At 45.6% G+C, this 23,913-nt stretch carries 19 protein-coding genes and 1 pseudogene; 10 read left to right on the top strand and 10 right to left on the bottom strand.

All coding sequences use genetic code 11. The features are described 5' to 3' along the window. Positions 1-33 precede the first annotated feature (33 nt). The 9 genes from AM279_RS15455 to AM279_RS15415 all read left to right on the top strand — a co-directional run bounded on the left by AM279_RS15455 (position 34) and on the right by AM279_RS15415 (position 12,467). Positions 34-1,176 (top strand): alpha/beta hydrolase, encoded by a 1,143-nt coding sequence (locus tag AM279_RS15455; RefSeq protein WP_054408927.1) that lies wholly within the window; start codon positions 34-36, stop codon positions 1,174-1,176. Next, positions 1,176-2,537 carry a DNA repair protein RadA gene (gene radA, locus AM279_RS15450; protein WP_054408926.1) on the top strand — a complete coding sequence of 454 codons (1,362 nt, stop codon included), beginning with the start codon at positions 1,176-1,178 and terminating at the stop codon, positions 2,535-2,537. Before AM279_RS15455 ends, radA begins: the two co-directional genes overlap by 1 nt. A 3-nt stretch (positions 2,538-2,540) precedes the next feature. Next, entirely contained in the window at positions 2,541-4,538 is a 1,998-nt protein-coding gene (locus AM279_RS15445; RefSeq protein ID WP_143090361.1) for a transglycosylase domain-containing protein, read from the top strand. 120 nt (positions 4,539-4,658) lie between these two features. Next, on the top strand, positions 4,659-5,828 hold the full coding sequence (locus tag AM279_RS15440; protein WP_054408925.1) for a class I SAM-dependent rRNA methyltransferase: 1,170 nt from the start codon (positions 4,659-4,661) through the stop codon (positions 5,826-5,828). Between the two features lie 39 nt (positions 5,829-5,867). After that, on the top strand, positions 5,868-6,491 hold the full coding sequence (locus AM279_RS15435) for a hypothetical protein (RefSeq protein WP_054408924.1): 624 nt from the start codon (positions 5,868-5,870) through the stop codon (positions 6,489-6,491). A gap of 148 nt (positions 6,492-6,639) precedes the next feature. Further along, positions 6,640-8,280, top strand: coding sequence for a DUF4139 domain-containing protein (locus AM279_RS15430; protein ID WP_054408923.1), 1,641 nt, complete (start codon positions 6,640-6,642; stop codon positions 8,278-8,280). A 168-nt stretch (positions 8,281-8,448) separates the two neighbouring features. Next, positions 8,449-9,804 (top strand): PQQ-dependent sugar dehydrogenase, encoded by a 1,356-nt coding sequence (locus tag AM279_RS15425; protein ID WP_054408922.1) that lies wholly within the window; start codon positions 8,449-8,451, stop codon positions 9,802-9,804. A 64-nt stretch (positions 9,805-9,868) separates the two neighbouring features. Further along, positions 9,869-10,528, top strand: a complete 660-nt coding sequence (pdeM, locus tag AM279_RS15420) for a ligase-associated DNA damage response endonuclease PdeM (RefSeq protein ID WP_054408921.1) — start codon at positions 9,869-9,871, stop codon at positions 10,526-10,528. A 118-nt stretch (positions 10,529-10,646) separates the two neighbouring features. Continuing rightward, entirely contained in the window at positions 10,647-12,467 is a 1,821-nt protein-coding gene (locus AM279_RS15415) for a GNAT family N-acyltransferase (protein WP_054408920.1), read from the top strand. A 49-nt stretch (positions 12,468-12,516) separates the two neighbouring features. On the opposite strand, the gene AM279_RS15410 is transcribed toward AM279_RS15415, so the two are convergent. From AM279_RS15410 to AM279_RS15405, 3 genes and pseudogenes are all read right to left on the bottom strand, one after another. Continuing rightward, the gene (locus AM279_RS15410) at positions 12,517-12,888 is read right to left on the bottom strand and encodes a DUF805 domain-containing protein (protein WP_054408919.1); all 372 of its coding nucleotides are present in this window, start codon (positions 12,886-12,888) and stop codon (positions 12,517-12,519) included. A gap of 116 nt (positions 12,889-13,004) precedes the next feature. Beyond that, positions 13,005-13,370, bottom strand: coding sequence for a VOC family protein (locus AM279_RS21065; protein ID WP_342351372.1), 366 nt, complete (start codon positions 13,368-13,370; stop codon positions 13,005-13,007). A 42-nt stretch (positions 13,371-13,412) separates the two neighbouring features. Further along, a pseudogene (locus AM279_RS15405) lies at positions 13,413-14,369 on the bottom strand (2-hydroxyacid dehydrogenase); the annotation flags it as partial. Positions 14,370-14,449: 80 nt separating this feature from the next. Between AM279_RS15405 and AM279_RS15400 the strand changes: the two are divergent. Continuing rightward, positions 14,450-15,376, top strand: a complete 927-nt coding sequence (locus AM279_RS15400; protein WP_074961508.1) for a hypothetical protein — start codon at positions 14,450-14,452, stop codon at positions 15,374-15,376. Positions 15,377-15,388: 12 nt separating this feature from the next. On the opposite strand, the gene mgtE is transcribed toward AM279_RS15400, so the two are convergent. From mgtE to serS, 7 genes are all read right to left on the bottom strand, one after another. After that, entirely contained in the window at positions 15,389-16,741 is a 1,353-nt protein-coding gene (gene mgtE, locus AM279_RS15395; protein ID WP_054408917.1) for a magnesium transporter, read from the bottom strand. Positions 16,742-16,862: 121 nt separating this feature from the next. After that, positions 16,863-17,807, bottom strand: coding sequence for a T9SS type A sorting domain-containing protein (locus tag AM279_RS15390; RefSeq protein WP_054408916.1), 945 nt, complete (start codon positions 17,805-17,807; stop codon positions 16,863-16,865). A gap of 283 nt (positions 17,808-18,090) precedes the next feature. Next, entirely contained in the window at positions 18,091-18,873 is a 783-nt protein-coding gene (gene rsmA, locus AM279_RS15385) for a 16S rRNA (adenine(1518)-N(6)/adenine(1519)-N(6))-dimethyltransferase RsmA (protein WP_054408915.1), read from the bottom strand. 193 nt (positions 18,874-19,066) lie between these two features. Beyond that, positions 19,067-19,390: a DUF4286 family protein gene (locus tag AM279_RS15380; RefSeq protein WP_054408914.1), complete on the bottom strand. Its 324-nt coding sequence runs from the start codon at positions 19,388-19,390 to the stop codon at positions 19,067-19,069. A 126-nt stretch (positions 19,391-19,516) separates the two neighbouring features. After that, positions 19,517-20,464 carry a hypothetical protein gene (locus AM279_RS15375; RefSeq protein ID WP_054408913.1) on the bottom strand — a complete coding sequence of 316 codons (948 nt, stop codon included), beginning with the start codon at positions 20,462-20,464 and terminating at the stop codon, positions 19,517-19,519. Between the two features lie 15 nt (positions 20,465-20,479). After that, positions 20,480-22,258, bottom strand: coding sequence for a tetratricopeptide repeat protein (locus tag AM279_RS15370; RefSeq protein ID WP_054408912.1), 1,779 nt, complete (start codon positions 22,256-22,258; stop codon positions 20,480-20,482). A gap of 314 nt (positions 22,259-22,572) precedes the next feature. Then, positions 22,573-23,844, bottom strand: coding sequence for a serine--tRNA ligase (gene serS / locus AM279_RS15365; RefSeq protein WP_054408911.1), 1,272 nt, complete (start codon positions 23,842-23,844; stop codon positions 22,573-22,575). Positions 23,845-23,913 lie beyond the last annotated feature (69 nt).

Raw genomic sequence — 23,913 nt, 5'->3', positions numbered from 1 at the left:
TAAGCATTTTTCTCCCTACCCAAATGTAACGCAATGAAAAACAAACTATTACTAATCGCTTTATTGCTGGCAACATCATTACTGGCCCAGGTAAAGCATGAAGAAGTAGCATCACGCAAGCTTGGCGGCCCAAGAAGCATATCTGTAGCGCTGCCCGAGTTTTACAACCAGGACAAAAACAAAAAATATCCGCTAATCATTTTACTTGACGGCGAATATATGCTATACCCCTTTGAAGGGGCTTTGCGTTATGCCAATTACTGGGATGACCTTCCGGAGGCTATTATTGTGGCCGTTGATGAAGAAGGCCCCGAACAGCGCGATAAAGATACCGAGGTTAGCGAGCTTGATAATATGCCCACAGGTGCAGGGTTACAGTTCTTTGAATTTATAAAAGACGAGCTGCTGCCCCACCTGCAAAAAAACTACCGTGTTTCGCCTTTTAAAATAATAGCAGGGCATGATGTTACTGCGGGCTTTATTAACTTTTTCCTGTACCAGAACGACCCTGTTTTTAACGGGTTTGTGTGCTTTAGCCCTGAGCTTTCGCCGGAAATGGATGAAATACTGCCACAGCGTATTGCAAGCCTTAACAAGCCCGTGTTTTATTACCTTGCCACAGCAGGCGGCGATGTAGAAAAACTGCAAAAAAGCACTAAAAAGCTTGACGAAAGCATTAAGGCTGTACAAAACCCTAACTTTAGGTATTTTTTTGAAAACCTGGGCGATGCATCACATTACTCATTAGTAACCTATGGTGTGCCGGGTGCATTGTACAGTATTTTTTCTGCCTACCAGCCTATCAGCAATATTGAATATAAAGACAATATTGTTACCATGCCATCGGGCTATGTAGCGTATCTTAAAACAAAATACGACATTATAGAGAAAGACCTTGGGGTAAAAATGAAGGTGCGCCTTAACGACTTTAGGGCCATAGAAGCCGCCATACTTAAAAACGCCATGTATGACGAATTTAAAGACCTGGCAGATGTGGCACGCAAAAACTACCCCAAAACCACTATTGGAGAATATTATGAAGGCATGTACTATGAAATGACAGGCGAGCTGCGTAAGGCTAAAAAAACCTACCTTAACAGTTACAGTTATGAAGGTATAGGCGACTGGACTAAAGATTTTATGATAAGTAAGGCAGAAAGCCTTAATGTTGATTGATGGCAAAACTTAAAACGGCTTTTTATTGCCAAAATTGCGGCACGCAATATGCCAAATGGCAGGGACAATGCAACGCATGCAAACAGTGGAACACCATTGTTGAAGAACTAATACAAAAAGAAGATAAACCGGCCTGGAACACCTCAGCGCCTGAAACAAAGAGGGCCAGTAAACCACTGCTTGTCGCCGAGATAGACTCTGCACAAGAGATAAGGCTTAATACCGGCGATGGCGAACTTAACCGCGTGCTGGGCGGCGGGCTTGTGCCCGGGTCATTAACGCTGCTGGGCGGTGAGCCGGGCATAGGCAAAAGTACACTGCTGTTGCAAATATCATTGCGCCTGCCCTACCGCACACTTTACGTTAGCGGCGAGGAAAGCCAGAAGCAGATAAAAATGCGGGCAGAACGCATTGATAAGTCGGCCAGCAACTGCTACATCCTTACCGAGACCAAAACGCAGAACATCTTTAAGCAAATACAGGCGCTGGAGCCCGAGGTGGTTATTATAGATTCCATTCAAACCCTGCATTCTGATTATATAGAGAGCAGTGCAGGCAGCATAAGCCAGATTCGCGAAACCACGGCAGAACTTATTAAGTTTGCCAAAGAAAGTAACGTTCCGGTAATACTTATAGGCCACATAACAAAAGATGGCGCTATTGCAGGCCCCAAGATACTGGAGCACATGGTTGATACCGTACTGCAGTTTGAAGGCGACCGCAACCACGTGTACCGCATACTGCGCGCACTTAAAAACCGTTTTGGCTCTACCGCCGAACTGGGCATTTATGAAATGCTGGGCAGCGGCCTGCGCGAAGTGGCAAACCCCAGCGAGATACTTATATCACACAAAGAAGAAGAACTTAGCGGTACTGCCATTGCCACTACCCTTGAGGGCATGCGTCCGTTATTGGTAGAAATACAGGCCTTGGTAAGTACGGCAGTGTATGGCACACCTCAGCGCAGCACCACCGGCTACAATGCCAAGCGCCTTAACATGGTGCTGGCCGTGCTGGAAAAACGCGCGGGTTTCCGCCTGGGGGCGAAAGACGTGTTCCTGAACATAACAGGCGGCATAAATGTAGACGACCCTGCCATAGACCTTGCTGTTGTGGCCGCCATACTAAGTAGTAACGAAGATATACCGGTGCCAAAAGGCTACTGTTTTGCCGGCGAAATAGGCCTAAGCGGCGAGGTGCGCCCCGTAAACCGGGTAGACCAACGCATACTGGAAGCGGAGAAGTTAGGATTTTCTGCTATTTTTGTATCTAAATACAACAAGGTTTCGCTTAAGAATACAATGATTGACATAAAACTGGTGGCAAAGATTGAAGATGTTGCGGCCCACCTTTTTGGTTAACACATGCAAAAAATAAAATTCAATACTAAAAAAATACTGCGCTGGGGGCTCATCTCTGTCGCAACTATTGTTGTGCTTGCTGTAGTGGGCTTTTTCGGTTTCCGTAATATGGTGCTGCAAAAGGTTATTGCAAAAGTACAGCACAAAATGGAGGCCGACTACAACAGCACCTTTACCGTTAAGGAAGCCAAATTCAGCGGGCTTAACGGCATAAGCGTTAAAGGCATTACCCTTGTGCCCAAAGGGGCAGACACCCTGCTTAACATACAGGAGCTGAATACCAGCGTAAGCCTTGGCAAAATTATTTTTGGCAATGTGCAGCTGGGTACCCTTACCATGAAAAACGGCTATGTGCAGATTGTAAAAAAAGACAGCCTGGGCTGGAATTTCAGGGCGTTTTTAAAATCACCAAAAAAAGACGAAGACTCATCTGACACCGAACGCGATTATGCCGACCGCGCCTACAACATTATCAACAAAGCACTAAACCTTATCCCTACCGATATGGTGCTGCAAAACCTGGCGCTGCGCGTAGACGATATGGGCCGCAAGGTAAACCTTAACCTCAGCACCCTTAAGCTGGCCGATGAACAGCTGGAAAGCAGCATTACTGTAGTCGAGGACAGCCTTACCCAGCATTGGAAGGTTAAAGGCCTGGCCGACCCGCGCGGACACAAATGCGACCTTAAATTTTTTAATACCGACACCACCCGAATAATGGTGCCCTACATTAGCCAGCGCTACAACCTTAAATCAGGGTTTAAGGCCATACAGCTAAAGGTAGACGGCATAGAAATGGACGGCGGCGAACTGCACGTAGACGGCTTTGCAGCCATTGAAAACTTTATGGTAAACCACCCGCGCGTGGCACAGAAAGATGTGGTTATAGATAACGCCCGTTTTGACTACCACATACTTTTTGGCGGCGATTTTATAGCGCTCGACAGTACCAGTACCGTGCAGCTCAACAAGCTTAAGGTGCACCCGTTTGCCAAATACAGCGTTGAAGAAGACACCATATACCAGCTTAAGGTAAACATACCCAAAACCGCTGCGCAGGATTTTATAGTATCGCTGCCCCGCGGATTATTTACCAATTTTGAGGGTATGGAGGCCGAAGGCAGCTTTAGCTACCGCCTTGACTTTTTATACAATAAGAACAAACCAAGCGCCCTTGTGTTTGACAGCAGCCTGCAAAAAGACGGGCTTAAAATTACAAAATATGGCGAGGCCGACCTGGGCAAGCTGAACGGCACCTTTACCTATCGTGCCATGGAAGACGGCCGTGCACAACGCGCCGTGCTTGTAGGGCCTGAAAACCCTAACTACACATCGTTTGACCAGATTCCGGAGGCTATGCGGGCGGCAGTACTTACCAGTGAAGACCCGTCGTTTTTTAACCACCGTGGGTTTATAACCGAGGCATTCCGACAGAGTATTATCAAAAACATAAAGACCAAGAAATTTGCACGCGGGGCGAGTACCATAAGTATGCAGCTGGTTAAAAACGTATTCCTCACCCGGGAGAAAACCCTTTCGCGCAAGCTGGAAGAAATACTGTTGGTTTACATTTTAGAAAACAACCGCATTGCCAGCAAACAGCGCATGCTTGAAGTGTATTTTAACGTAATAGAATGGGGGCCTGACGTGTATGGTATTGGCGAGGCTTCGCACTACTATTTTGAGAAAGCACCAATGTCCCTTACGCTTGATGAATGCATTTACCTGGCCAGCATTATACCCAGCCCGAAGAAATTCAACTGGAAGTTTGACACTGCCGGCGACCTGAAACCCTATGCCGTTAAACACAACAAATACATACGGGACCTTATGCTACGCCGCGGCCTTATTACCCCGGAAGATACCTTAGGCCAAAACGGGCAGGTAGCCATTACCGGACCCGGAAGGAGCCGCATAAAAATTGACTATGAAAACCTTTTTGCCGCCGACTCGATTGATATGGACGAGTTTTTCTTTGACCTGGGCAAGAAGGTGTATTAGGATGATTTGGTTATTCGGAAATCCGGTGATTTGTGAGCTTCGCTAAAGCTAATCGAAAAAATCCGTAATTATCCGTTAAATCCGTGTCATCCGTGTTCCCCCACTATTAAAAACAAACAAATGGAATTCGCAAAAGTTATATTAAATAAAGGAAAAGAGAAATCAGTATTGCGCAAGCACCCGTGGATTTTTAGCGGGGCGGTGTATGGCGTAAGCGAGGAGCTGGAGGACGGCCAAATGGTTAACGTTACAGACCACAGCGGCACGCACCTTGCCACAGGCTTTTACAGCGATAAAGGCAGCATTGCTGTGCGCGTACTTACCTTTGGCGATGAAGCATTTGATGGGGCTTTCTGGGCCAACCGCCTTAAAGCCGCATGGGAACTGCGCACCAAACTGTTTTCTTTTGAAGATACCAACGCTTTCCGCCTGATACATGGTGAGGGCGACGGTATTCCAGGGCTTATAATTGATTACTACAACAAAACGTTTGTAATACAGGCGCACAGCACGGGGATTTACCTTAAGGTGCGCGAAATTGCCGATGCCCTGCAGGCTGCCTTTCCGGAGTATTGCGAAAACGTATACTGCAAGAGCGCGCAAACGCTGCCTAAAACGGGTACGGATTTTCACCTGATTGGTTCAGCTAATGAAACCATTGCTAAAGAGAATAACATACAGTTTCATGTAAACTGGGTTGAGGGGCAAAAAACAGGCTTCTTTTTAGACCAGCGCGAAAACCGCGATTTACTGAAACGCTATTCGGCAGGTAAAAAGGTGCTGAATACTTTTTGCTACACGGGCGGTTTTTCCATCTACGCCATGAGTGCCGGTGCACAGCTGGTTACATCGGTAGACATATCAGACAAAGCCGTAAAACTGGCCGATGAAAATATGCAGCTTAACTTCCCGGGGAGTAACCACCAGGCTGTGGCCGATGACGTGTTTAACTTCCTTAAGGAAAACAAAAACCTGTATGATGTTATAGTGCTCGACCCACCTGCTTTTGCCAAGAACATAAAAAGCAAGCACACCGCCACACAGGCCTACAAGCGCCTTAACATTGCGGGGCTTAAAACCATAACCAAAGGCGGCTTTTTGTTCACGTTTTCGTGCTCGCAGGTTATTGATGATGTGCTGTTTTACAACACCGTTTCGGCGGCAGCCATAGAATCAGGAAGAAAAGTACGCGTGCTGCACAAGCTCTCGCAGGGGCCGGACCACCCGGTAAATATTTTCCACCCAGAAGGGTCTTACCTTAAAGGGTTGGTACTTTATATAGAAGAATAGTTTTCAGTCGCAGTCACAGTTTTCAGTAAACAGCCAATCATGCTCATTTTTTTTGCCATACTCGTTGTATGCATCATACTTGTAGTGGTGCTGTTGCCCCGTAAGGAGCTAAAAGAAGACTTTATTCCACAACAGGAGTACATACCTTTTTTGTGGGAAGACGCTTATAACCAGAAAGAAATACTGCCTATTGCCAATAAGCCCCACATTTTAAATGAATTCAGGGAGATTGAAGCGTTTGCCAAAGAGCACAACACGGGCATGGGCTATAACGGCATCTATGTAAGAACGGAAAAGCCTACTACCATACAATCGCTTGGAATCAGTGTGGATGCGTTTTCGTCGATATTTGATGAGTACGGCTTTAAACGCGCCGGCTGGATAAATTATTGGGGCAACATTATAGCTACGGGCAGTACGCTGGCTTTTGGCAAATCGGTTTTTACGGTATTTGCAGAACAAGAAAATGGATATATAAAAGCGATATGTGTGTTTTTGTTCGGTATTATTGGTAAGGAACAGGATAAGAAATCTATTGCAGAGGCACTGCATTTTTTGGGCACACAGTATAATTTGACCCTTACCGACTGGGATACCCTTACATTTTTCAACCTTTCTGAACCGGCTGATATCGAGGCATTTTTAAGCGAATACTGCCCATGAGGTAGTTTTCAGTCGCAGTCTCAGTTTTCAGTTTAGATTCTGAAAATCGTCACCCTCTGAAAACTGAGACTGCGACTGAAAACTAAAAAATTTTACTTCCCTTCCAACCTTTACCCCAACATAATGCTCTTTATATAAAAAGAGACGTATGAAAAGAGCATTTTTATGGTTGGTTTTACTTAGCGGGGCGCTGTTTGCACAAAAGCCTGCGTTTACATCGGCCAAGCCTACTGCTGCCACCGTATATTTTAACGCCGCTGAAATTACCCAGCGTGCCACCGTTACACTTCCGGCAGGTACGAGTGAAGTGGTAGTAAAAAACGTGGCCGACTATTTGTATGAAAGCACGGTGCAAATAGGCGCACCCAGCACACTAACCGTACTATCGGTACAATTTACAAACAACTACATATCAGAATTTGAGGTAGACGAGTCATCGCCCGCCCTTAAAAAAGTGCGCGACAGTATTATCATCGTACAGAAAGAGCTCGAAAAAAACCGCACGCTTCGTGTTGCCGAGCAAAACACACTGCAAATGCTGGACAAGGCATCGCAGCAATACGGCAGCCAAACTGGGCTTAGCGTGGCAGAGCTTACCAAGATGGTTGATTACTACAAGGTAAAGCGCAACGAGTGCGCACTGGCTATAAACACCTTTAACGAGAAAGAACAAAAACTGAACGAAAGGCTTACCGACCTCAACGGCAGGCTTACGGTTACTGAAAAGAATACCGAAAAAACGTCATCGGGCAAACTGGTATTGCAAGTGATGAATGATGTGGCGGGGCCGGTAGAGCTCAACATTACCTACCTGACCAACAACGCATCATGGACACCTTTTTATGACCTGAGGGCCGAAGGCACTGCACAGCCTATTGATATGCTGTATAAGGCACAGGTGGTACAAAATACCGGCATAGACTGGAAAAAAGTAAAACTAACCCTGAGCAGTGGTACCCCTAACCAAAACAGCCAGGCGCCCCTCCTCAGTGCGTGGCTGCTACGGTTTGGGCAGGCTATGATGGGATATAACAATAGTAATAGGGTAATGAATACCCTTCAGGGCAAGGTTGCAGGAGTAAATGTTGAAGCAGCGGAAGAGTTAGAGGAAGTAGTTGTAGCTGGCTATGGCATTAGGGACAAACAGGGTATTGATGATTTTACCTCTATATCAGAAAACCAGCTGGCCGTTACGTTTGATATTGATATTCCGTATGATATACTGAGCAACGGCAAGCGCCACAGCGTTACCCTTAAAGAAATTAAGCTGCCGGCCACCTACAGGCACTACAGCGTACCTAAAGTTGAAAAAGAAGCCTTTTTGTTAGCTGAACTGAGCGACTATTCTAAATACAACCTATTGCGAGGAGAGGCCAATATTATCTTCGACGGTATGTACATTGGCAAAACCTACATAGACCCTAACCAGGTTACCGATACCCTAAACCTGAGCATGGGCAGGGATAAGAAAATATCGGTGAAGCGTGAGAAGATTGTAGACAAGAGCGGCACTAAATTCCTTTCAGGATTTAAGGAGCAGACGTTTACATACGAGATAACTATACGTAACAATAAGAAAGATGCTGTAGAAATTATGGTGAAAGACCAGTACCCTATAAGCACCGATAAAGAAATTGAAGCCGAGCTGCTGCAAAGCGACAAAGCCACGGTAAATGCCGAAACCGGCATACTTACCTGGCAGCTGAAGCTGGCACCGGGCGAAACTAAAAAGGTACGGATAAGCTACCGTGTAAAATATCCTAAGGACAAAGTGATTGATAACTTATAATATCCCTCGCAAACCCTGAAATCTCCTCACAAATGTAATTCCTCACAAACCCCGAAGGCGCCGCTACTGATTATAGCGGCGCTTTCATTTTGTATAATTTTTTGTTAACCAAAAAGTTACACAATCGTTTTATAAGTAACTTTATACTAACAACTTATACCAACCGCTATGAAAAAAACTTTACTTAGTGCCCTGTTGCTGTGTGGCAGCATGGCGTTTGCACAAACCATTGCACTTCAATCATTCGCTACAGGCTTTACCAATCCTGTTGAAATTACCAATGCCGGAGACGGCCGCCTGTTTGTGGTGCAGCAGGGCGGGCAGATTAAAATACTTAACGAAGACGGCAGTGTAAACAGCACCAATTTTCTTGATATTTCAACCCTTATAACTGAAGGCGGCGAGCAGGGGTTGCTTGGCCTTGCCTTTGCGCCTGATTATGAAACTTCGGGCCATTTTTATGTGTACTATAATAATACCGATGGCGATACCGTAGTGGCGCGCTACTCCCGCAGCAGTACCAATGAAGATGTTGCCGATGCAGCAAGTGCAGAAATAGTACTTACTATGGACCAGCCACAAACCAACCACAACGGCGGCTGCATACGCTTTGGGCAGGACGGCTACCTGTACATAGCCAAAGGCGATGGTGGCGGGGGTGGCGACCAGGACAATAATGCCCAGAATGTAAACTCGCTGTTGGGCAAACTGCTACGCATTGACGTGACGGGTACCGATACCTACACCATACCCGAAGACAACCCATTTGTGGGCGTAGACGGCGAAGATGAAATTTGGGCTACAGGCCTGCGCAACCCATGGAAGTTTTCATTCAACAGGCTTAACGGCGATTTATGGATTGCCGATGTGGGCCAGGAAGAAATTGAGGAAATAAACAAGGTGGCGCCAGATGCAGCAGGCATTAATTATGGCTGGCGCTGCTTTGAAGGCAGTGAGGTATACAACAGCGATGGCTGCTCGCTGGTTGAAATGTACACCCCGCCCTTTGCCGAATATACACATAATGAAAGCGATGGATGCAGCATTACCGGCGGTTATGTATATACCGGCGACACCTACACCGCGCTACAGGGCAAGTATGTTTTTGCCGATTATTGTAATGATAAAATAGGTATTGTGGCTACCGATGGCACCATTAGCTGGTCTGCTGAATTTAGCGGCAGCCTGGCTACTTTTGGCGAAGACATAGACGGCGAACTGTATGTGGCCGGAAAAAACAACGGCACCGTTTATAAAATTACCGACAGCACCGCAGGCCTTGAAAACGTAACTAATGCTGTATTTAGCCTGTATCCTAACCCGGCAAAAAACCAGGTAACCGTTAACCTGAATGCAGAGAGCGCCACACTTGCCGTGTATGACCTGGGTGGTAAAATACTTATGCAGCAGGAACTACACAATGCTGAAAACAGTGTAGATACGGCCGCATTGCAACAGGGCATATACTTTGTGCAGGTAAGCCACAACGGAGGCAGCACCCTGCAAAAGCTGGCCATAAACTAAAAAAACACCCTTCTGAATATAAAGCCATGCCTGCGGGTATGGTTTTTGTGTTTAAAAATGGCTAATGACATTACAAACCAACATTAACGGCCACAGCTTTGTGCTGCATTGCAGCGGTGCGCTGTACTGGGCAGAGCGCCGGATGCTGCTTATTGCCGATGCGCACCTGGGCAAGATATCGCACTTCCGCAAGTTTGGGGCGGCACTGCCGGATAATGCACTATTCAGCAATTTCAGGAAGCTTGATGCCGCCGTAGATTTTTTTAGCCCCGAGAGCATCTGCTTTTTGGGCGACTTATTTCACAGCACGCTCAATAACGAGTGGCAGCTGTTTGCCGAGTGGGCAGAACGCACGGGTATTCCCATAATATTAATAGCAGGCAATCACGATATTATTGCGCCACAGCAGTATCATAATATTAACATAACGGTTGTGAGTGAATGGGTTACGGGCGGTTTTTTGCTTACCCACCACCCCGAAGAGCGTGAGGGTTTGTTTACGCTATCGGGCCATATACACCCTGCGGTGCGCCTTATGGGCATGGGGAGGCAAAGCATGAAGCTGCCGTGTTTTTTTCGCACGCAACATCAAATGATACTGCCTGCCTTTGGCGAATTTACCGGCACTTATGTTATGGAAATGCAGGAAAATGACATTGCCTATGCCATAATTAAAGACGATGTGGTACAAATAAACGCCCGCCCCCGGGTACACGCCAAGTAACGTTGCACATAACAGGGCGTTACGGCAAAAGAAGTGTTAATTCAATAAAAAAAACGGCAAAGGTTAACGTTTAAGGATTATTGTTATCTTTGTTTTCCGCCGAAACACGATAATGTAGATGAGTTTAGTTACCCCTAAAGAGGTTGCAAAAGCAATTAAGACAGACAAATACGGTTTTTTAGGGACATTCTCAGGATGGCTCCTGATGAAAATCCTCAAGATATCTACAATGAACAAGATATATGACCGTCAGAAACACCTGAGCGACCTGGAGTTTCTAAACGCCATACTTGATGAGTTTGAGATAAAGTTTGAAATACCTGAAGAAGACCTGAAGCGCCTGCCTAAAAGCGGTGCTTATATAACCGTTTCTAACCACCCCCTTGGTGGCATAGACGGTATTCTCCTTTTAAAGCTAATGGTAGAAAAGGAGCCTAACTTTAAAATTATAGCCAACTTTTTACTGCACCGCATAGAGCCGCTTAAGCCTTATGTAATGCCCGTTAACCCGTTTGAAAACCACAAGGATGCCAAGAGCAGCGTGGCCGGTATTAAAGATGCCCTGCGCCACCTGAGCGACGGCAAGCCCCTGGGGATTTTTCCGGCCGGTGAGGTTAGTACTTACAAAGACGGCAAGCTTATGGTAGACCGCCCGTGGGAGGAAGGTGCCATAAAGCTGATTAAAAAGGCTAAGGTTCCGGTAGTGCCCATTTATTTCCACGCTAAGAACAGCAGGCTGTTTTACTGGCTGAGTCGTTTAAGCGACACCCTGCGCACGGCCAAGCTGCCCAGCGAGCTGTTAACACAAAAAAAGAGGGTTATAAAGGTGCGCATTGGCAAACCCATATCGGTTGCAGAGCAGGATGAATTCCAGAATGCTGAAGAGTATGGCGAATTCCTGAGAAAGAAAACCTATATGCTGGCCAACCCGTTTGAGAAAGAAACCAAGCTTATAGATACCAGCAACCTTAACCTGAAGCTAACCACTACTAAAGAGCCCAAGCAAATTGCAGGCCCTGCACAGGCAGACAAGATTCTTGAAGAGATTGCAAAATTACGCAAAGGCGATTCGAGGCTGTTACAAAGCAAAAATTATGAGGTATTTTTTACCTCTGCCGATAAAATCCCCACCATACTGCATGAACTGGGCCGCCTGCGCGAAATTACCTTCCGCGAGGTAGGCGAAGGCACTAATGAGAGCCTTGATATAGACCAGTATGACAGGTATTACCACCACATGTTTTTATGGGATGATGATGCCAAGCAAATTGCCGGTGCCTACCGCATGGGCCTTGGCAGCGAGATATACAAAAAATATGGTATAGACGGGTTTTACCTGCACGACCTTTTCCGTTTTGAGCCTGAGCTGTATGATATGATGAGCAAGAGCATAGAAATGGGCCGTGCCTTTATTATAAAAGACTACCAGCAAAAGCCCATGCCGCTGTTTTTGCTATGGAAAGGCATTGTGCATTTAACGCTACACTACCCTGAACATAAATTTCTTATAGGTGGCGTAAGCATAAGCAACCAGTTTAGCGATTTTAGTAAATCGCTTATGATTGAGTTTATGAAATCGCACTACTATGACCCTTACATTGCGCAGTATGTGCACCCTAAAAAGGAATATAAGGTAAAGCTTAAGGATGCCGATAAAGATTTTGTGTTTGAAGAGGCTGAGGCCGACCTGAACAAGTTTGACAAGTTTATTGAGGAGGTAGAGCCGGGCAACCTGCGCCTGCCGGTACTTATTAAAAAATACATTAAGCAAAACGCCCGCGTTATTGCCTTTAACGTAGACCCGCTGTTTAATAACGCCATAGACGGGCTTATGTATATACGAATTGCCGACCTGCCGGAGAGCACTGTGCGCCCCGTTATGGAGGAGTTTCAGGCTGAGCTGGAGCGCAAACTGGCCGAAAAGGGAGAAGCGCTGTAAAAACAAAGAATATAAAAAAGTCCCGCCATGTGGCGGGACTTTTAGTTTATTAATATACATCGGGCCTGCCGATATCGTTAAGCTCGTTATATGGGTTAACAGGGTCAGGGCCAAACTCGTTAGGGCCGTTTTGGCCTTCGGTGGCTAACAGTACAATATTATAAATAGGTATCAGCACGTACCATCCGCTTTTACCAACATCATGTATCCTTCTCACTGCTGCAGCAATACTTGGCACCAATACTGCTAATGAATATAAATAACTTACGTACATAACAATGGGCACTATAGCACCTATAAAGCCTAAAATAAAGCCTACAAGAAAGTTAGCTAAAAAGAAATACCAGTACTCCGGCCTTGAAGCGCGGCCTTCAAAATTGGCATAATTGTCTCTTACTGCCTTTAAATACCATTCAATCATAATTGTAAAATTTAGTTGGATTGGCCCTACTCTTTTAAGGATTTTCGGGTAATACTCCTGTTTTGAGTATTCTAAATTAACCAATCTGTATTTTACAATAATGTTTTATAACACTTCTATAACAAATGTTTGTCGTTTGGTTCCCAGAGTTCTATCTTGTTTCCTTCGGGGTCGAGCACCCATGCAAACTTACCGTAATCGTAGGTTTCGGGTTCGCCCGCAAGGGTAACGCCTTCTGCTGTTAGTTTTACCAGCAGGCTGTCTAAATCCCTTACACGGAAGTTTTGCATAAACTGCTTTTCAGACGGGGCAAAATAGGTAGTATCAGCGGTAAAGGGCGACCACTGTGTACTGGCGGCGTTGCCTTTTTCGTCTGTCCACCAAAAGGTACTGCCGTAATTATCGGTCTTAAGCCCCAGGTGTTTGCTGTACCATTCGCGTAAAGCGGCCGGGTTAGCCGACTTAAAGAAAAACCCGCCAATACCGGTAACGCGTTCTTCGGCTACATCGCTTGCTGTATTGCCAAAGTATACTGCCTTAATTTTATCTACAATAACCTGTGCCAGGCCGCGGTGGCTTTCAAATGTCCACCCTGCCACGTGTGGGGTTAATAGTACATTTTGTGCATTGAGCAGGTATTGAAATGCTTCCGGGATTCCGCCATCGGTAAACAGGGTTTCAAAAGACAGCTTTTCATACTCCAGCACATCGAGTGCCGCACCTAATACCTTACCATTCTTAAGCGCTTCGGCCAAATTGGCCGTTACCACGCTTTTACCACGGGCGGTATTAATAAGCCAGAACGGCTTGGCAAATGCGTTTATGAAGTCGGTGTTCACCATTTTATCAGTCAGTTCCGTCCACGGGGTGTGCAGGCTCAGCACATCGGCCTTTTGCTGTAGTTCTTCAAGGGTAACCTGTTTTGCATTGGCATCGCCCACAAAAGGCTTTATATCATAGCACAGCACCTCAACGTCAAACCCGCGCAATTTCTTCGCAAAGCTTTTGCCCATGTTGCCATAGCCTATAATGCCCACGGTTTTACCGTCGAGCTCGTGCCCGCGGTTGCCCTCGCGCACCCACTGCCCGGAGCGTATTTCCCTGTCGGCCTTGTTCAGGTTGTTGAATAAAGACAGCAGCATACCCAGCGCCTGTTCGCCCACGGCATTGCGGTTGCCTTCGGGCGCGGCTATAAGGTGTATACCCTTGCTTTCGGCATAATCGCAGTCAATGCTTTCGAGGCCGGCCCCTACGCGTGCAATAAACTGCAGGTTGGTGGCGGCATCTAAAAACGTATGGTCTATTTTAAAACGGCTGCGGATAACAATGCCGTTGTACCCGGCTATTTTTGCCTCTACTTCTTGTTTTGTAGATGTATAATCGGCTTCATTGGTAAACCCGGCGTCTTCCAGCTGCTGCCACAGCGTGGGGTGGTTAGAGTCTATATGGAGGATTTTAACTGTTTGCTGTTCGTTGTTCATAGTTCAGTGTTGAAGTACAAAGTTATGCATTACAGAATTTTTCGGGCAGATATTCGTTACTTTAGTATAAACCAACCCTTATGAAACAACTACTCCTCATACTGCTTTTCGGCATTACCTGTTTCGGACAGGAAAAAATGCACCTGACAGCTTATCGGCTTATTGATGAACTTACCGATGGTCCCTGCTCAGTTGTAACCTTTGTGAAATATCCGTCTGAAGCATTCTTGTTTACTTATATTACTGCCGAAAGCAGTAACCAGGATTTTATAAATAAATTACTTAATTTAAAAAAGGCGGCGTTAAAGTGGAAATCACGCGAATTTTATTGTGAGGAAGGTATACTGGGCGGCGAAACAATTCCACATATGTTTGTAATTTCAGGAACTTTTACTGATACCATCTTTACAGACAAAACCAATCAATGGATTATATTTCCAGATAAACAAAAAGCCTACTTCAACAAAGACCGGTTATTAAACAATGCTTTTACCGGTAGCTGCAAAGATCTTTTTGGAGAATTTTTGAACAGGCAAATCAATGCAGTTTATCGTGATGATTATGAGCAAGATTCAATACCTGCAAATTCTATTTCATATCAAGGTAAACCTTTAGATATGTTTATTGATAATTTTAATAATGACCACGGTACTTTTAAATTATTAGAACCGGAAGCTAATAAATGGGCAGCTTTTGATACTGCATATTATTCAGAAAGTGATACTATTTATTTTAGCCGAGACCTTATTGCAGTTGTGATTACCAATCCTGATTCTGGTTGGGATATAAACGGTATTAAACAAGGAGACGCAGAAAAGAAACTGATTGACAAATATCCCGTTTCAACACAAATCCCATTGTTTTCTTTAAGCACAATACGTATTGAAGACATAAAAAGGCTTTATTATTACCGAATAAGGCTTAAAGATGAATTTGGCAGCCTGATATATGATATTAAAGATAACAAAATCGAAAAAGTTACTATTTATATTTGGCATGGTATTTAATCCTTATATAGCTTAAAACCCAAGTATCATTTTGGCTATCGTAAAATAGATAAGGATACCGCAAATATCGTTACTGGTGGTAATAAACGGCCCGGTGGCAAGGGCGGGGTCTATGCCAAAACGGTTGAGCAATATGGGCACAAACGTACCAATGAGCGAAGCAATTATAATAACCGAAATAAGCGATATGCTTACGGTAATACCCACATCATAGCCCATATCGAGCAGCAGGTGGCTGCCTATGATGAGTATAAGCGCCAGTATGGTTCCGTTTAGCAGGCTCAGCAAAACCTCTTTAATAAGGCGGTTCCACAACGAGCCGGAGATGCTGTTGTTTGCCAAACCCTGAACGATGATTGCGCTACTCTGTACGCCCACGTTACCGGCCATCGCGGCAATAAGCGGGGTAAAGAAAAACAGCTCTTTATGGTTGTTCATAGCGCCGCTAAACCCGTTGAGCAGCTTTACACTGATAAAGCCCCCCAACAGCGCTAAAACAAGCCACGGAAGGCGCGCACGGGTAAGGTCTAATATGCTGTCATCGGCCTCTACGTCCTGGCTGATACCCGCTGCCAGCTGGTAATCCTTGTCGGCTTCTTCCTTAATTACGTCTACAATGTCATCAATGGTAATACGGCCCACAAGCCTGCCCAGTTCATCTACCACGGGTATGGCTTCAAGGTCATAACGCTGCATGATACGCGCCACCTCTACACCGGGGGTATTTACCTTTACAAAATCTACCTTGCGGATGTATACCTCGCTAATGGGCGTTTTGGTACTGGTAACCAGCAGGTCTTTTAATGAAAGGCGGCCCTTAAGGCGGTCTTCATCATCAATAACATATATGGAGTGTACGCGCTGCACGTTTGCTGCCTGTTCGCGCATTTCGCGCACGCAGGTAAGCACGTTCCAGTTTTCGTTAACTCTTACAAGCTCCTTACCCATCAAACCACCGGCGGTATCTTCGTCATAACGCAACAGGTCTACAATGTCTTTGGCGTGCTCAACGTCCTGGATTTCGCTGATTACCTCCTCCTTCACTTCGGCAGGAAGCTCGGCTATAATATCGGCCGCGTCGTCGGTACTCAGCTCATCAAGCTCTTCGGCAATTTCCTTGGGCGAAAGGTTGCGGAGTATCTTTTCACGCACCTCTTCGTCAAGCTCCAGTAGTATTTCGGCCGTTTTCTCACTGTCGAGGATGTGGAAAATGTATGAAGCATCAGCGTCATCCAGCTCGCCCATAATTTCGGCAATATCGGCATAGTGCAGCTCGTTGAGAAGCTGGTACAGCTCCTGTTCACGGTTTTCGCTAACCAATTGCTCTATCTGGGCAAGAAAGTCCCTGCTGATTTTAAACTCCATAGGCGGCTGTTTTTAAGGGTAATGTCTATAAAGTGCCTACACGCAAAAGCACCGTAAGGCAGCCCAAAGATACTACCTTCTGTTAAATTACAGCCTGCCTGTATTTAAAGAAAATGTGGTTTTAGGATTTAATTATAATCTTTTGCGTTTCAACCTGCTGCCCGCTTACAAGCTTAACCAGGTAGGTACCGGTAGCAATACCCGACAGGGAAACAGACTGATTAACGTTATGATACTGGCTTACCACCCTGCCTGAAAAATCTATAATTTGAAGCGATGCCCCTTCGGGTGCATTTACGTACAAAATACCGCTGGCCGGGTTAGGATATATTGATATTTTGGCAGCTATATCATCAATACCCATAATACACTCGGCAGCATAATTATAAGACCTGTTTATGTGTTGTATGGTCCATTCAGAATAAGGTGCACCGCCATTTTGGGCTGTTGGTGCATCATCAACTTCAATACAGGTATTGCCTACAATTACTTCCGGAGGAAGGCCCCATCCGCCAGCGCTTACGTTAATGAGCATATCGGGATTGTTGTTTCCGTTTCTCAGGTCAATCTTACCAATGCCAATAGCAATTATTTGTTTAATAAGCGGATTATTACTAAGATCAATTTCACTTATGGAATTAAGCGGCAATACATCTCCACCCCCGTTAACCATTATTATTTCAAGCAGCGGGTTATTGGAGACATCTATGCTTTCCAGCATATTATCGGCACAATTTAGGTCTTTTAACTTTACAAGCGCACTTACATCAAGATTATCTATCATAGTTCCGCGTATTGTAAGGTTTTCCAGGTTTACAAAAGCTTCAAGGCCGGTTACATCCTGAATATAATCTTCCGGATTGCCAGACCATCCAAACAGATAGCTAATATCAAGCGTAGTTACCGCTTCGGCATCTGCTGTTGCTATTTGCCCGTTTACCAAACCATCTGTATCAATTTCCATATCTACAAGTGCCTGTTCAAAAAGCGGATCAGGTACTAAGGTGGTTTGGGCTATGGCAGTAACACCTGCAAGCAGGGTAAGGGAAAGGAGTATTTTTTTCATTGTGTAAGGATAATTAATTTGGTGCACTAATGTAGGAAAATTTCTCAACCTGTATTAGTTAGCGCTTGTTATCTTTACTGTATACTATATGTACTCTGCTTCTGCATAAGAAACAGAGTAGACACCTAAGCTTTTGAGAAATCCGATATAATTGTCGTTTATATGCCGTCCCTACGGGACTCAAGCCTCTAACACAGACATTATTATGCTATAGATATGTCGCTCCTACGGAGCTTAAACCGGTTATGAGTTTTTAAGAAACAATCCGTTAAAACCTTATGCACTATTGCTGCGAATGCGCTGCTATTTTTTGCGTAAGTTCTAAAAACTGTTCCACTGATAGCTGCTCAGGGCGCAGGTCGAAAACCGGGTCGGCTTTCAGTTCCGGCGTGTGCAGGTGGGCTTTTAGGCTGTTGCGCAGGGTTTTGCGGCGCTGGTTAAAGGCTTCTTTTACCACACGGAAAAACAGTTTTTCGTCTACCGGAAGGGTGTAGTTTTCTTTACGGCGCAGGCGCAGTACACCGCTTTTTACCTTTGGCGGCGGGTTAAATACATGCTCAGGCACGGTAAAAAGATATTCGGCATCATAAAACGCCTGGGTAAGCACCGAGAGGATTCCGTATGCCTTGGTGCCTTTCTTTTCGCAAATGCGCTCGGCCACTTCTTTCTGGAACATACCGGCAAACTCCGGTATGCGGTCGCGCAGCTCTATAGCACGGAATACTATTTGCGACGAAATGTTATACGGGAAGTTGCCGATGATGGCCAGGGGTTCCTGCCCGAAATCTTCGGCTATGTTGTATTTTAAAAAGTCTTTGGATATAATGTGCCCGTGCAGCTTGGGGTAATGCGCATTGAGGTAGTCTACCGATTCGGTATCGATTTCAATAACAAATGTTTCTACATCCTTATCCAGCAGGTACTTGGTAAGCACACCCATACCGGGGCCTATTTCCAGTACTTTAGTGTACCCGTTAAGGGTAAGTGTATCGGCAATATCGCGGGCTATGCCTTCGTCTTTTAAAAAGTGTTGCCCCAGGTGCTTTTTGGCTTTAACTTTATCCATTGTGCAAATATCGGGGTTTTTTATGGTTTTGCCACTAACTCTAAAAATTAGCGTTTTTTGCCACGAATTACACAAATTTACACAAATTAATAACCTTGATAACCCACCTTAAGCACAGGCCATAAATAGCTAACCATCAATAAAATAAACAATACAATTAGTGTGAATTTGTGAAATTAGTGGCTAATGTAGTCTAAACCATTTTAAATTCCTGCACCACTTCAAGCTCGGTGCGGAACTGCAATACCTTCTCACCAAATTTGGCATACGATTCTGCACGGAAACCCGGTGCGTGGTTGTTATAATACTCCTCAAGCTTCTCGCGGTTTTCGGCGGTATACTGAACCGAGTAGGTTGTAGTACCGGGATGGTGGTGGTCGCCCAGCACTTTTACAATCTTGATTTTGTAGAACTTGCCCGTTTGCATAATGGCCGGTATGTGGCTGTCCATCATCCAGGCCATCCAGGCATCGATTATGCTGTCGTCTACATTGCTGGTTACGTTATAGATTATCATTTTTGGTTTGATTGTTAGATTTTTCGATTATTGGATTTTTCGACGAAAAAACCATAACAAAGGTAGTGCGAAGCGGGGTTAGGGCGTTATAATTTTGTGGTAAATTTTTATGGGCTAAAGCTGTAATCAGCAGCCGTATAAAATACTTATTACAACATACTTTGTCTCAACCTTTTTACCTTTACTAAACCGTTCAATTTTAAACAAATACGCATCATACATATAGCCATACAGCTTTTTGTTCCGGGTTAGGGTAGCTACGGTATCATACTCGCCCGGAATAACCACAAGGGTGTCGTTAAGTGCGTACTTATACTTAATTCGTGCCACCTCATCTTCCCATTGTTTTTGTTCCTGGTTTACCTGTTCTTTGGTATTGGGCTTGTTAACCGGTTTTACAGCGCCATTTACCACGGTTACAGCCTGCATATCGGCCGTGTGGGGCAACGCCCTGAAGTATAGTCCTAATGAATCTTTTATAGTAACATAAGGGGTTTGCTCTTTAACCATGTGGCTTTCTGCCGCCAGGTACAAAGCCTCCAGTTCTTCATCTTTATAATTCCTCCTGTCAACTATTTGGTTAAGGGTAGAAAGGTAGCAAAACGAGACTTTAAAGGTGTCTTTCCTGTTGCCGGGCAGTATTTGTATCAGGGTGTTGTTTATACGGCTGTCGTTAGGATCACCAAAGTCTTCGTTAAGGCCAATGGTATCTTTAAGTACAATGAGGGTTTCTTTATAATTTGCCGAATCGCGCTCGCCTATGTTAAGCAAGGCGTGGGCATTACGGCGGTTTTCTTCCTGATCATCAGAATAAAAAGGATAGTACAGGTTTTCGCCTTCAGGATATACCTGGCGCGCCTCATTAAAGTCGAAATCATGTATAACTACCGTAAAGTTTTTATAGCGCAGGCGGGTTTCTTTGCGCGGAAGGCTATCGGGTTCAGATACTTCACTACCCTCTCCTGTATCTGCCAACAGAACCGAATCTGCAACCTCACGCTGATGCAAGGCTACCGCTTTTTCACGGCAAGATGAAAACAGCAATACAAGCAACAGGAGGTATAGGCTTTTCATGTTAAGGGCTAAGGGTTAACTGTTAGTATCGCCCCTTAGTGCACGGAACTGCTTGCGGGCTTCAACAAAGTAAATACTGTCTTGGTGCTCAAAGATTACCTTTTCGTAGAGTGGCTTGGCCTTCTCCGGGTCGTTTAGTTTTTTGTTGTAAATCTCTGCCGAAAAATACAACGCCTCGTCTACATAAATACCTTCTTTATACTTTTCGATAATCTCGGCATAGTTTTTAAGTGCCAGGTCATACTGGCCCTGTTTTTCGTAGATTTCGCCAATGCGGAGCAGGGTCACATCCTGTATGCTCTCGGTTTTATCCGTCGCCAATAGCTCCTGGAAATCGGCCAGCGCCTCTGCCCTTTTGTTTTGGTACAGCTTAAAATCGGCCTTAGCGAATTTTTTAAGTGCGGTTTGCAGGCTGTCTTCGGCGGTGTTGTCTATAATGAGGAGGTAAATTTCGAGCGCATCATTAGCAATTAGCTGCGATGCATTGCTTTTAAGCACCTTAAGCTGTTTGCCCGCCCAGTCGAAATCGCCTTTAAAGTAGCTGCTGCGCGCCATTTTAAAGCTGGCCTGGTGGCCTACGGGGTCGTTTTTAAGGTCTTCCTCTACCTGGGCGTAGTATATTATGGCCTGGTTGAATTTTTGCTCCAGCAGCAGTACATCGCTAAGTTTCATCTTAACCTCTGCCACCTGGTATTTGTTAAGCTGCAGCTTAAGCGCGGCATCGAGCGTGGCAATGGCGCCCTTGGTATCTTTTAGGTAAAACGCCTGGAAATCGGCTTTCATAACCTGCACATCAAGCGAATACGGGCTTACGCCAAAATCGGCCAGGAGGCTGTCTATGCGCTGCTGTATGGCGGGGTAGTCTTTTTCCTGTGCGGTTTTAATATCCATAAGCAGCAGGCTGTAGTTGGCATCCATAAGCACATCTGCATTGGTGGTATTTTGTAAAACAAAAGCATAAATTTCGCGGGCGGTGGCATCTTCGTTTTCATCGGCTGCCATTTTTGCCAGGTTTACTATGTTGCCAAACAGCTGGGGTTCGCGCTTAAAGATGGCCTTTTCCTGTATGAATGCCTTGCCGTAGTCTTTCTTCTGCACAAAATACCAGCTTAAAAACTGGTTCCAGAAGATGTCCTGCGTTTTTTGGGTGTTGACCAGCAACGCCTTGCGCAGTGCATCGTTAAACGCGTCTGACCCATCCTCCTCCATAAACCGGGAAAGCTGGTTTTGCACCATCATGAGGTTTTGCGGGTTGGCATAAGCATAGGCCAGTAGCTTGTCTATCATTTTAGCCATGTTGCCCTGCTGGCCCTCAAGCAGCGCCGTTTGGTAATCGAAATTCATTTGCGGGTTGGCGGCGGTGGCGGTTTCATAGGCCTTTAGCGCCTGTGGAAGCAGCACCTTTTGCTCAAACGCATTGGCCACGCTATACACGTGCGATGCGTTTTTCTTTATCTCGTCTATGGCCAGGTTGTAGTATTTCTCGGCATTCGGAAGGTCTTTTTGCAGCTGGTAGTTATAGCCCAGTTCCACCAGCAACAGCGGCTGCGGGTTTTTATCTACGCGTGCCTTAAGGGTTGCCGCAGCCTTATCATACTGCTGCATTTGCTGGTAGCAGGCGGCTACCTTTTGCGTAAAAAAGGTATTGTAAGGCTGGGCTTTTTCAAGGTCCTGATAGATTACCAGGGCTTTTTCATACTCGCCTTTTTCGAAATAGTTATAGGCCAGCTGCTCGTTTTGGGCAAAGGCCGCAACCGAGAGCAGGAAGGTTATATACAGGAATAGTTTTTTCATTTAGCAACACTCATAGAACGCGGATGCCGCGGATTGGGCGGATTTACGCAGATTATTATCTTAATAACGCAAAGTACGCAGATTTACGTTTGTGTGCTGCATTTTTAGTGCCAAAATTTGTATGATGGAACGCGGATAACGCGGATTGGGCGGATTTACGCAGATTAAAAGTGCTATATATTCAGAATGAGGTATCGTGCAGGATAAATACACAACGCGGATGAAACAGATTTTTATGGATTACCCGGATATAAAAATCCGTGAAAATCCGCCCAATCCGCGTCATCCGCGTTCCAAAAATATCGCTTAAAAACTTAGTCTATAATATCAAAACCGGTATATGGCCTTAGCACCTCGGGTATTACAATACCCTCCGGGGTCTGGTAGTTTTCTATGATGCCTGCCAATACGCGCGGCAGTGCAAGCGAGCTGCCGTTTAGGGTGTGTGCCAGCTGGTTTTTGCCTTCTTTATCACGGTAACGCAGCTTAAGCCTGTTGCTCTGGAAGGTTTCGAAGTTTGACACCGAGCTTATTTCAAGCCAGCGGTCCTGTGCGGTTGAGAACACCTCAAAATCGTAGGTTAATGCCGAAGCAAAGCCCATATCGCCACCGCAAAGGCGCAATACACGGTATGGCAGCTTAAGCTCGTCAAGAATGCCTTTTACGTGTTCTACCATGCCGTCAAGGGCTTCGTAAGAGTTCTCAGGTTTTTCTATGCGAACGATTTCTACCTTGTCAAACTGGTGCAGGCGGTTAAGGCCGCGCACGTGCGAACCGTAAGAACCGGCCTCGCGGCGGAAACACGGCGTATAGCCTGTGCACAGCACCGGAAGGTCTTTCTCTTCTACAATCACATCGCGGAACAGGTTGGTAACCGGAACCTCGGCCGTTGGGATAAGGTACAGGTTGTCTTCGCCCACAAAATACATCTGGCCTTCTTTATCGGGCAGCTGGCCTGTGCCATAGCCCGAAGCTTCGTTTACAAGGTGCGGCACCTGGTATTCTTTATAACCGGCGGCTGTATTTTTATCTAAAAAGTAAGAAATAAGCGCGCGTTGCAGCCTGGCCCCCTTGCCTTTGTATACCGGGAAACCCGCACCGGTAATTTTGGTGCCCAGCTCAAAATCTATAATATCATACTTGCTTACCAGCTCCCAGTGGGGCTGTGCGCCTTCGTGCAGGGCAGGTATTTCGCCACTTTTAAACACCTCAAGGTTTTCCTCGGGCGTTTTGCCCACCGGCACAATATCGGCCGGGGCGTTAGGCAGCTTGTACAGCGCCTGCAGCAGGTCGTTTTCAAGAACGGTTATCTTTTCCTTTAGCGATGCCTCATCGGCCTTAAGCTGTACGGTTTTCTCCTTAATAATAGCCGCTTTTGCTTTTTCGCCGGCTTTCATGAGTTCGCCAATGTCTTTGGACAGCTTATTGGATTCTGCACGAACGGTATCAAGCTCCACCTGTGTGTGCCTGCGCTGCTCATCGAGCGCTATGACCTCATCTACAAGCGGGGCAAAATCAACGTTGCGCTTGGCAAGCGCCGCCACTACTTTGTCCCTGTTTTCTCTAATAAATGCTGTTTGTAACATTGTTATGGTTTTTATAAGTCGGGCAAATTTAACGGTTTTGATTTAATTTGTTAAGGGTTTACGGTTTAA

The organism is Flavobacterium akiainvivens, assembly GCF_001278115.1.
Lineage (GTDB): Bacteria > Bacteroidota > Bacteroidia > Flavobacteriales > Flavobacteriaceae > Flavobacterium > Flavobacterium akiainvivens.
This window is presented reverse-complemented; position numbering and strand designations above follow the sequence as displayed.

Bases quoted from the DNA above. Each gene is read 5' to 3' on its own strand.
- AM279_RS15455 (WP_054408927.1), top strand. From the start codon at position 34: ATGAAAAACAAACTATTACTAATCGCTTTATTGCTGGCAACATCATTA.
- radA (WP_054408926.1), top strand. From the start codon at position 1,176: ATGGCAAAACTTAAAACGGCTTTTTATTGCCAAAATTGCGGCACGCAA.
- AM279_RS15445 (WP_143090361.1), top strand. From the start codon at position 2,541: ATGCAAAAAATAAAATTCAATACTAAAAAAATACTGCGCTGGGGGCTC.
- AM279_RS15440 (WP_054408925.1), top strand. From the start codon at position 4,659: ATGGAATTCGCAAAAGTTATATTAAATAAAGGAAAAGAGAAATCAGTA.
- AM279_RS15435 (WP_054408924.1), top strand. From the start codon at position 5,868: ATGCTCATTTTTTTTGCCATACTCGTTGTATGCATCATACTTGTAGTG.
- AM279_RS15430 (WP_054408923.1), top strand. From the start codon at position 6,640: ATGAAAAGAGCATTTTTATGGTTGGTTTTACTTAGCGGGGCGCTGTTT.
- AM279_RS15425 (WP_054408922.1), top strand. From the start codon at position 8,449: ATGAAAAAAACTTTACTTAGTGCCCTGTTGCTGTGTGGCAGCATGGCG.
- pdeM (WP_054408921.1), top strand. From the start codon at position 9,869: ATGACATTACAAACCAACATTAACGGCCACAGCTTTGTGCTGCATTGC.
- AM279_RS15415 (WP_054408920.1), top strand. From the start codon at position 10,647: ATGAGTTTAGTTACCCCTAAAGAGGTTGCAAAAGCAATTAAGACAGAC.
- AM279_RS15410 (WP_054408919.1), bottom strand. From the start codon at position 12,888: ATGATTGAATGGTATTTAAAGGCAGTAAGAGACAATTATGCCAATTTT.
- AM279_RS15400 (WP_074961508.1), top strand. From the start codon at position 14,450: ATGAAACAACTACTCCTCATACTGCTTTTCGGCATTACCTGTTTCGGA.
- mgtE (WP_054408917.1), bottom strand. From the start codon at position 16,741: ATGGAGTTTAAAATCAGCAGGGACTTTCTTGCCCAGATAGAGCAATTG.
- AM279_RS15390 (WP_054408916.1), bottom strand. From the start codon at position 17,807: ATGAAAAAAATACTCCTTTCCCTTACCCTGCTTGCAGGTGTTACTGCC.
- rsmA (WP_054408915.1), bottom strand. From the start codon at position 18,873: ATGGATAAAGTTAAAGCCAAAAAGCACCTGGGGCAACACTTTTTAAAA.
- AM279_RS15380 (WP_054408914.1), bottom strand. From the start codon at position 19,390: ATGATAATCTATAACGTAACCAGCAATGTAGACGACAGCATAATCGAT.
- AM279_RS15375 (WP_054408913.1), bottom strand. From the start codon at position 20,464: ATGAAAAGCCTATACCTCCTGTTGCTTGTATTGCTGTTTTCATCTTGC.
- AM279_RS15370 (WP_054408912.1), bottom strand. From the start codon at position 22,258: ATGAAAAAACTATTCCTGTATATAACCTTCCTGCTCTCGGTTGCGGCC.
- serS (WP_054408911.1), bottom strand. From the start codon at position 23,844: ATGTTACAAACAGCATTTATTAGAGAAAACAGGGACAAAGTAGTGGCG.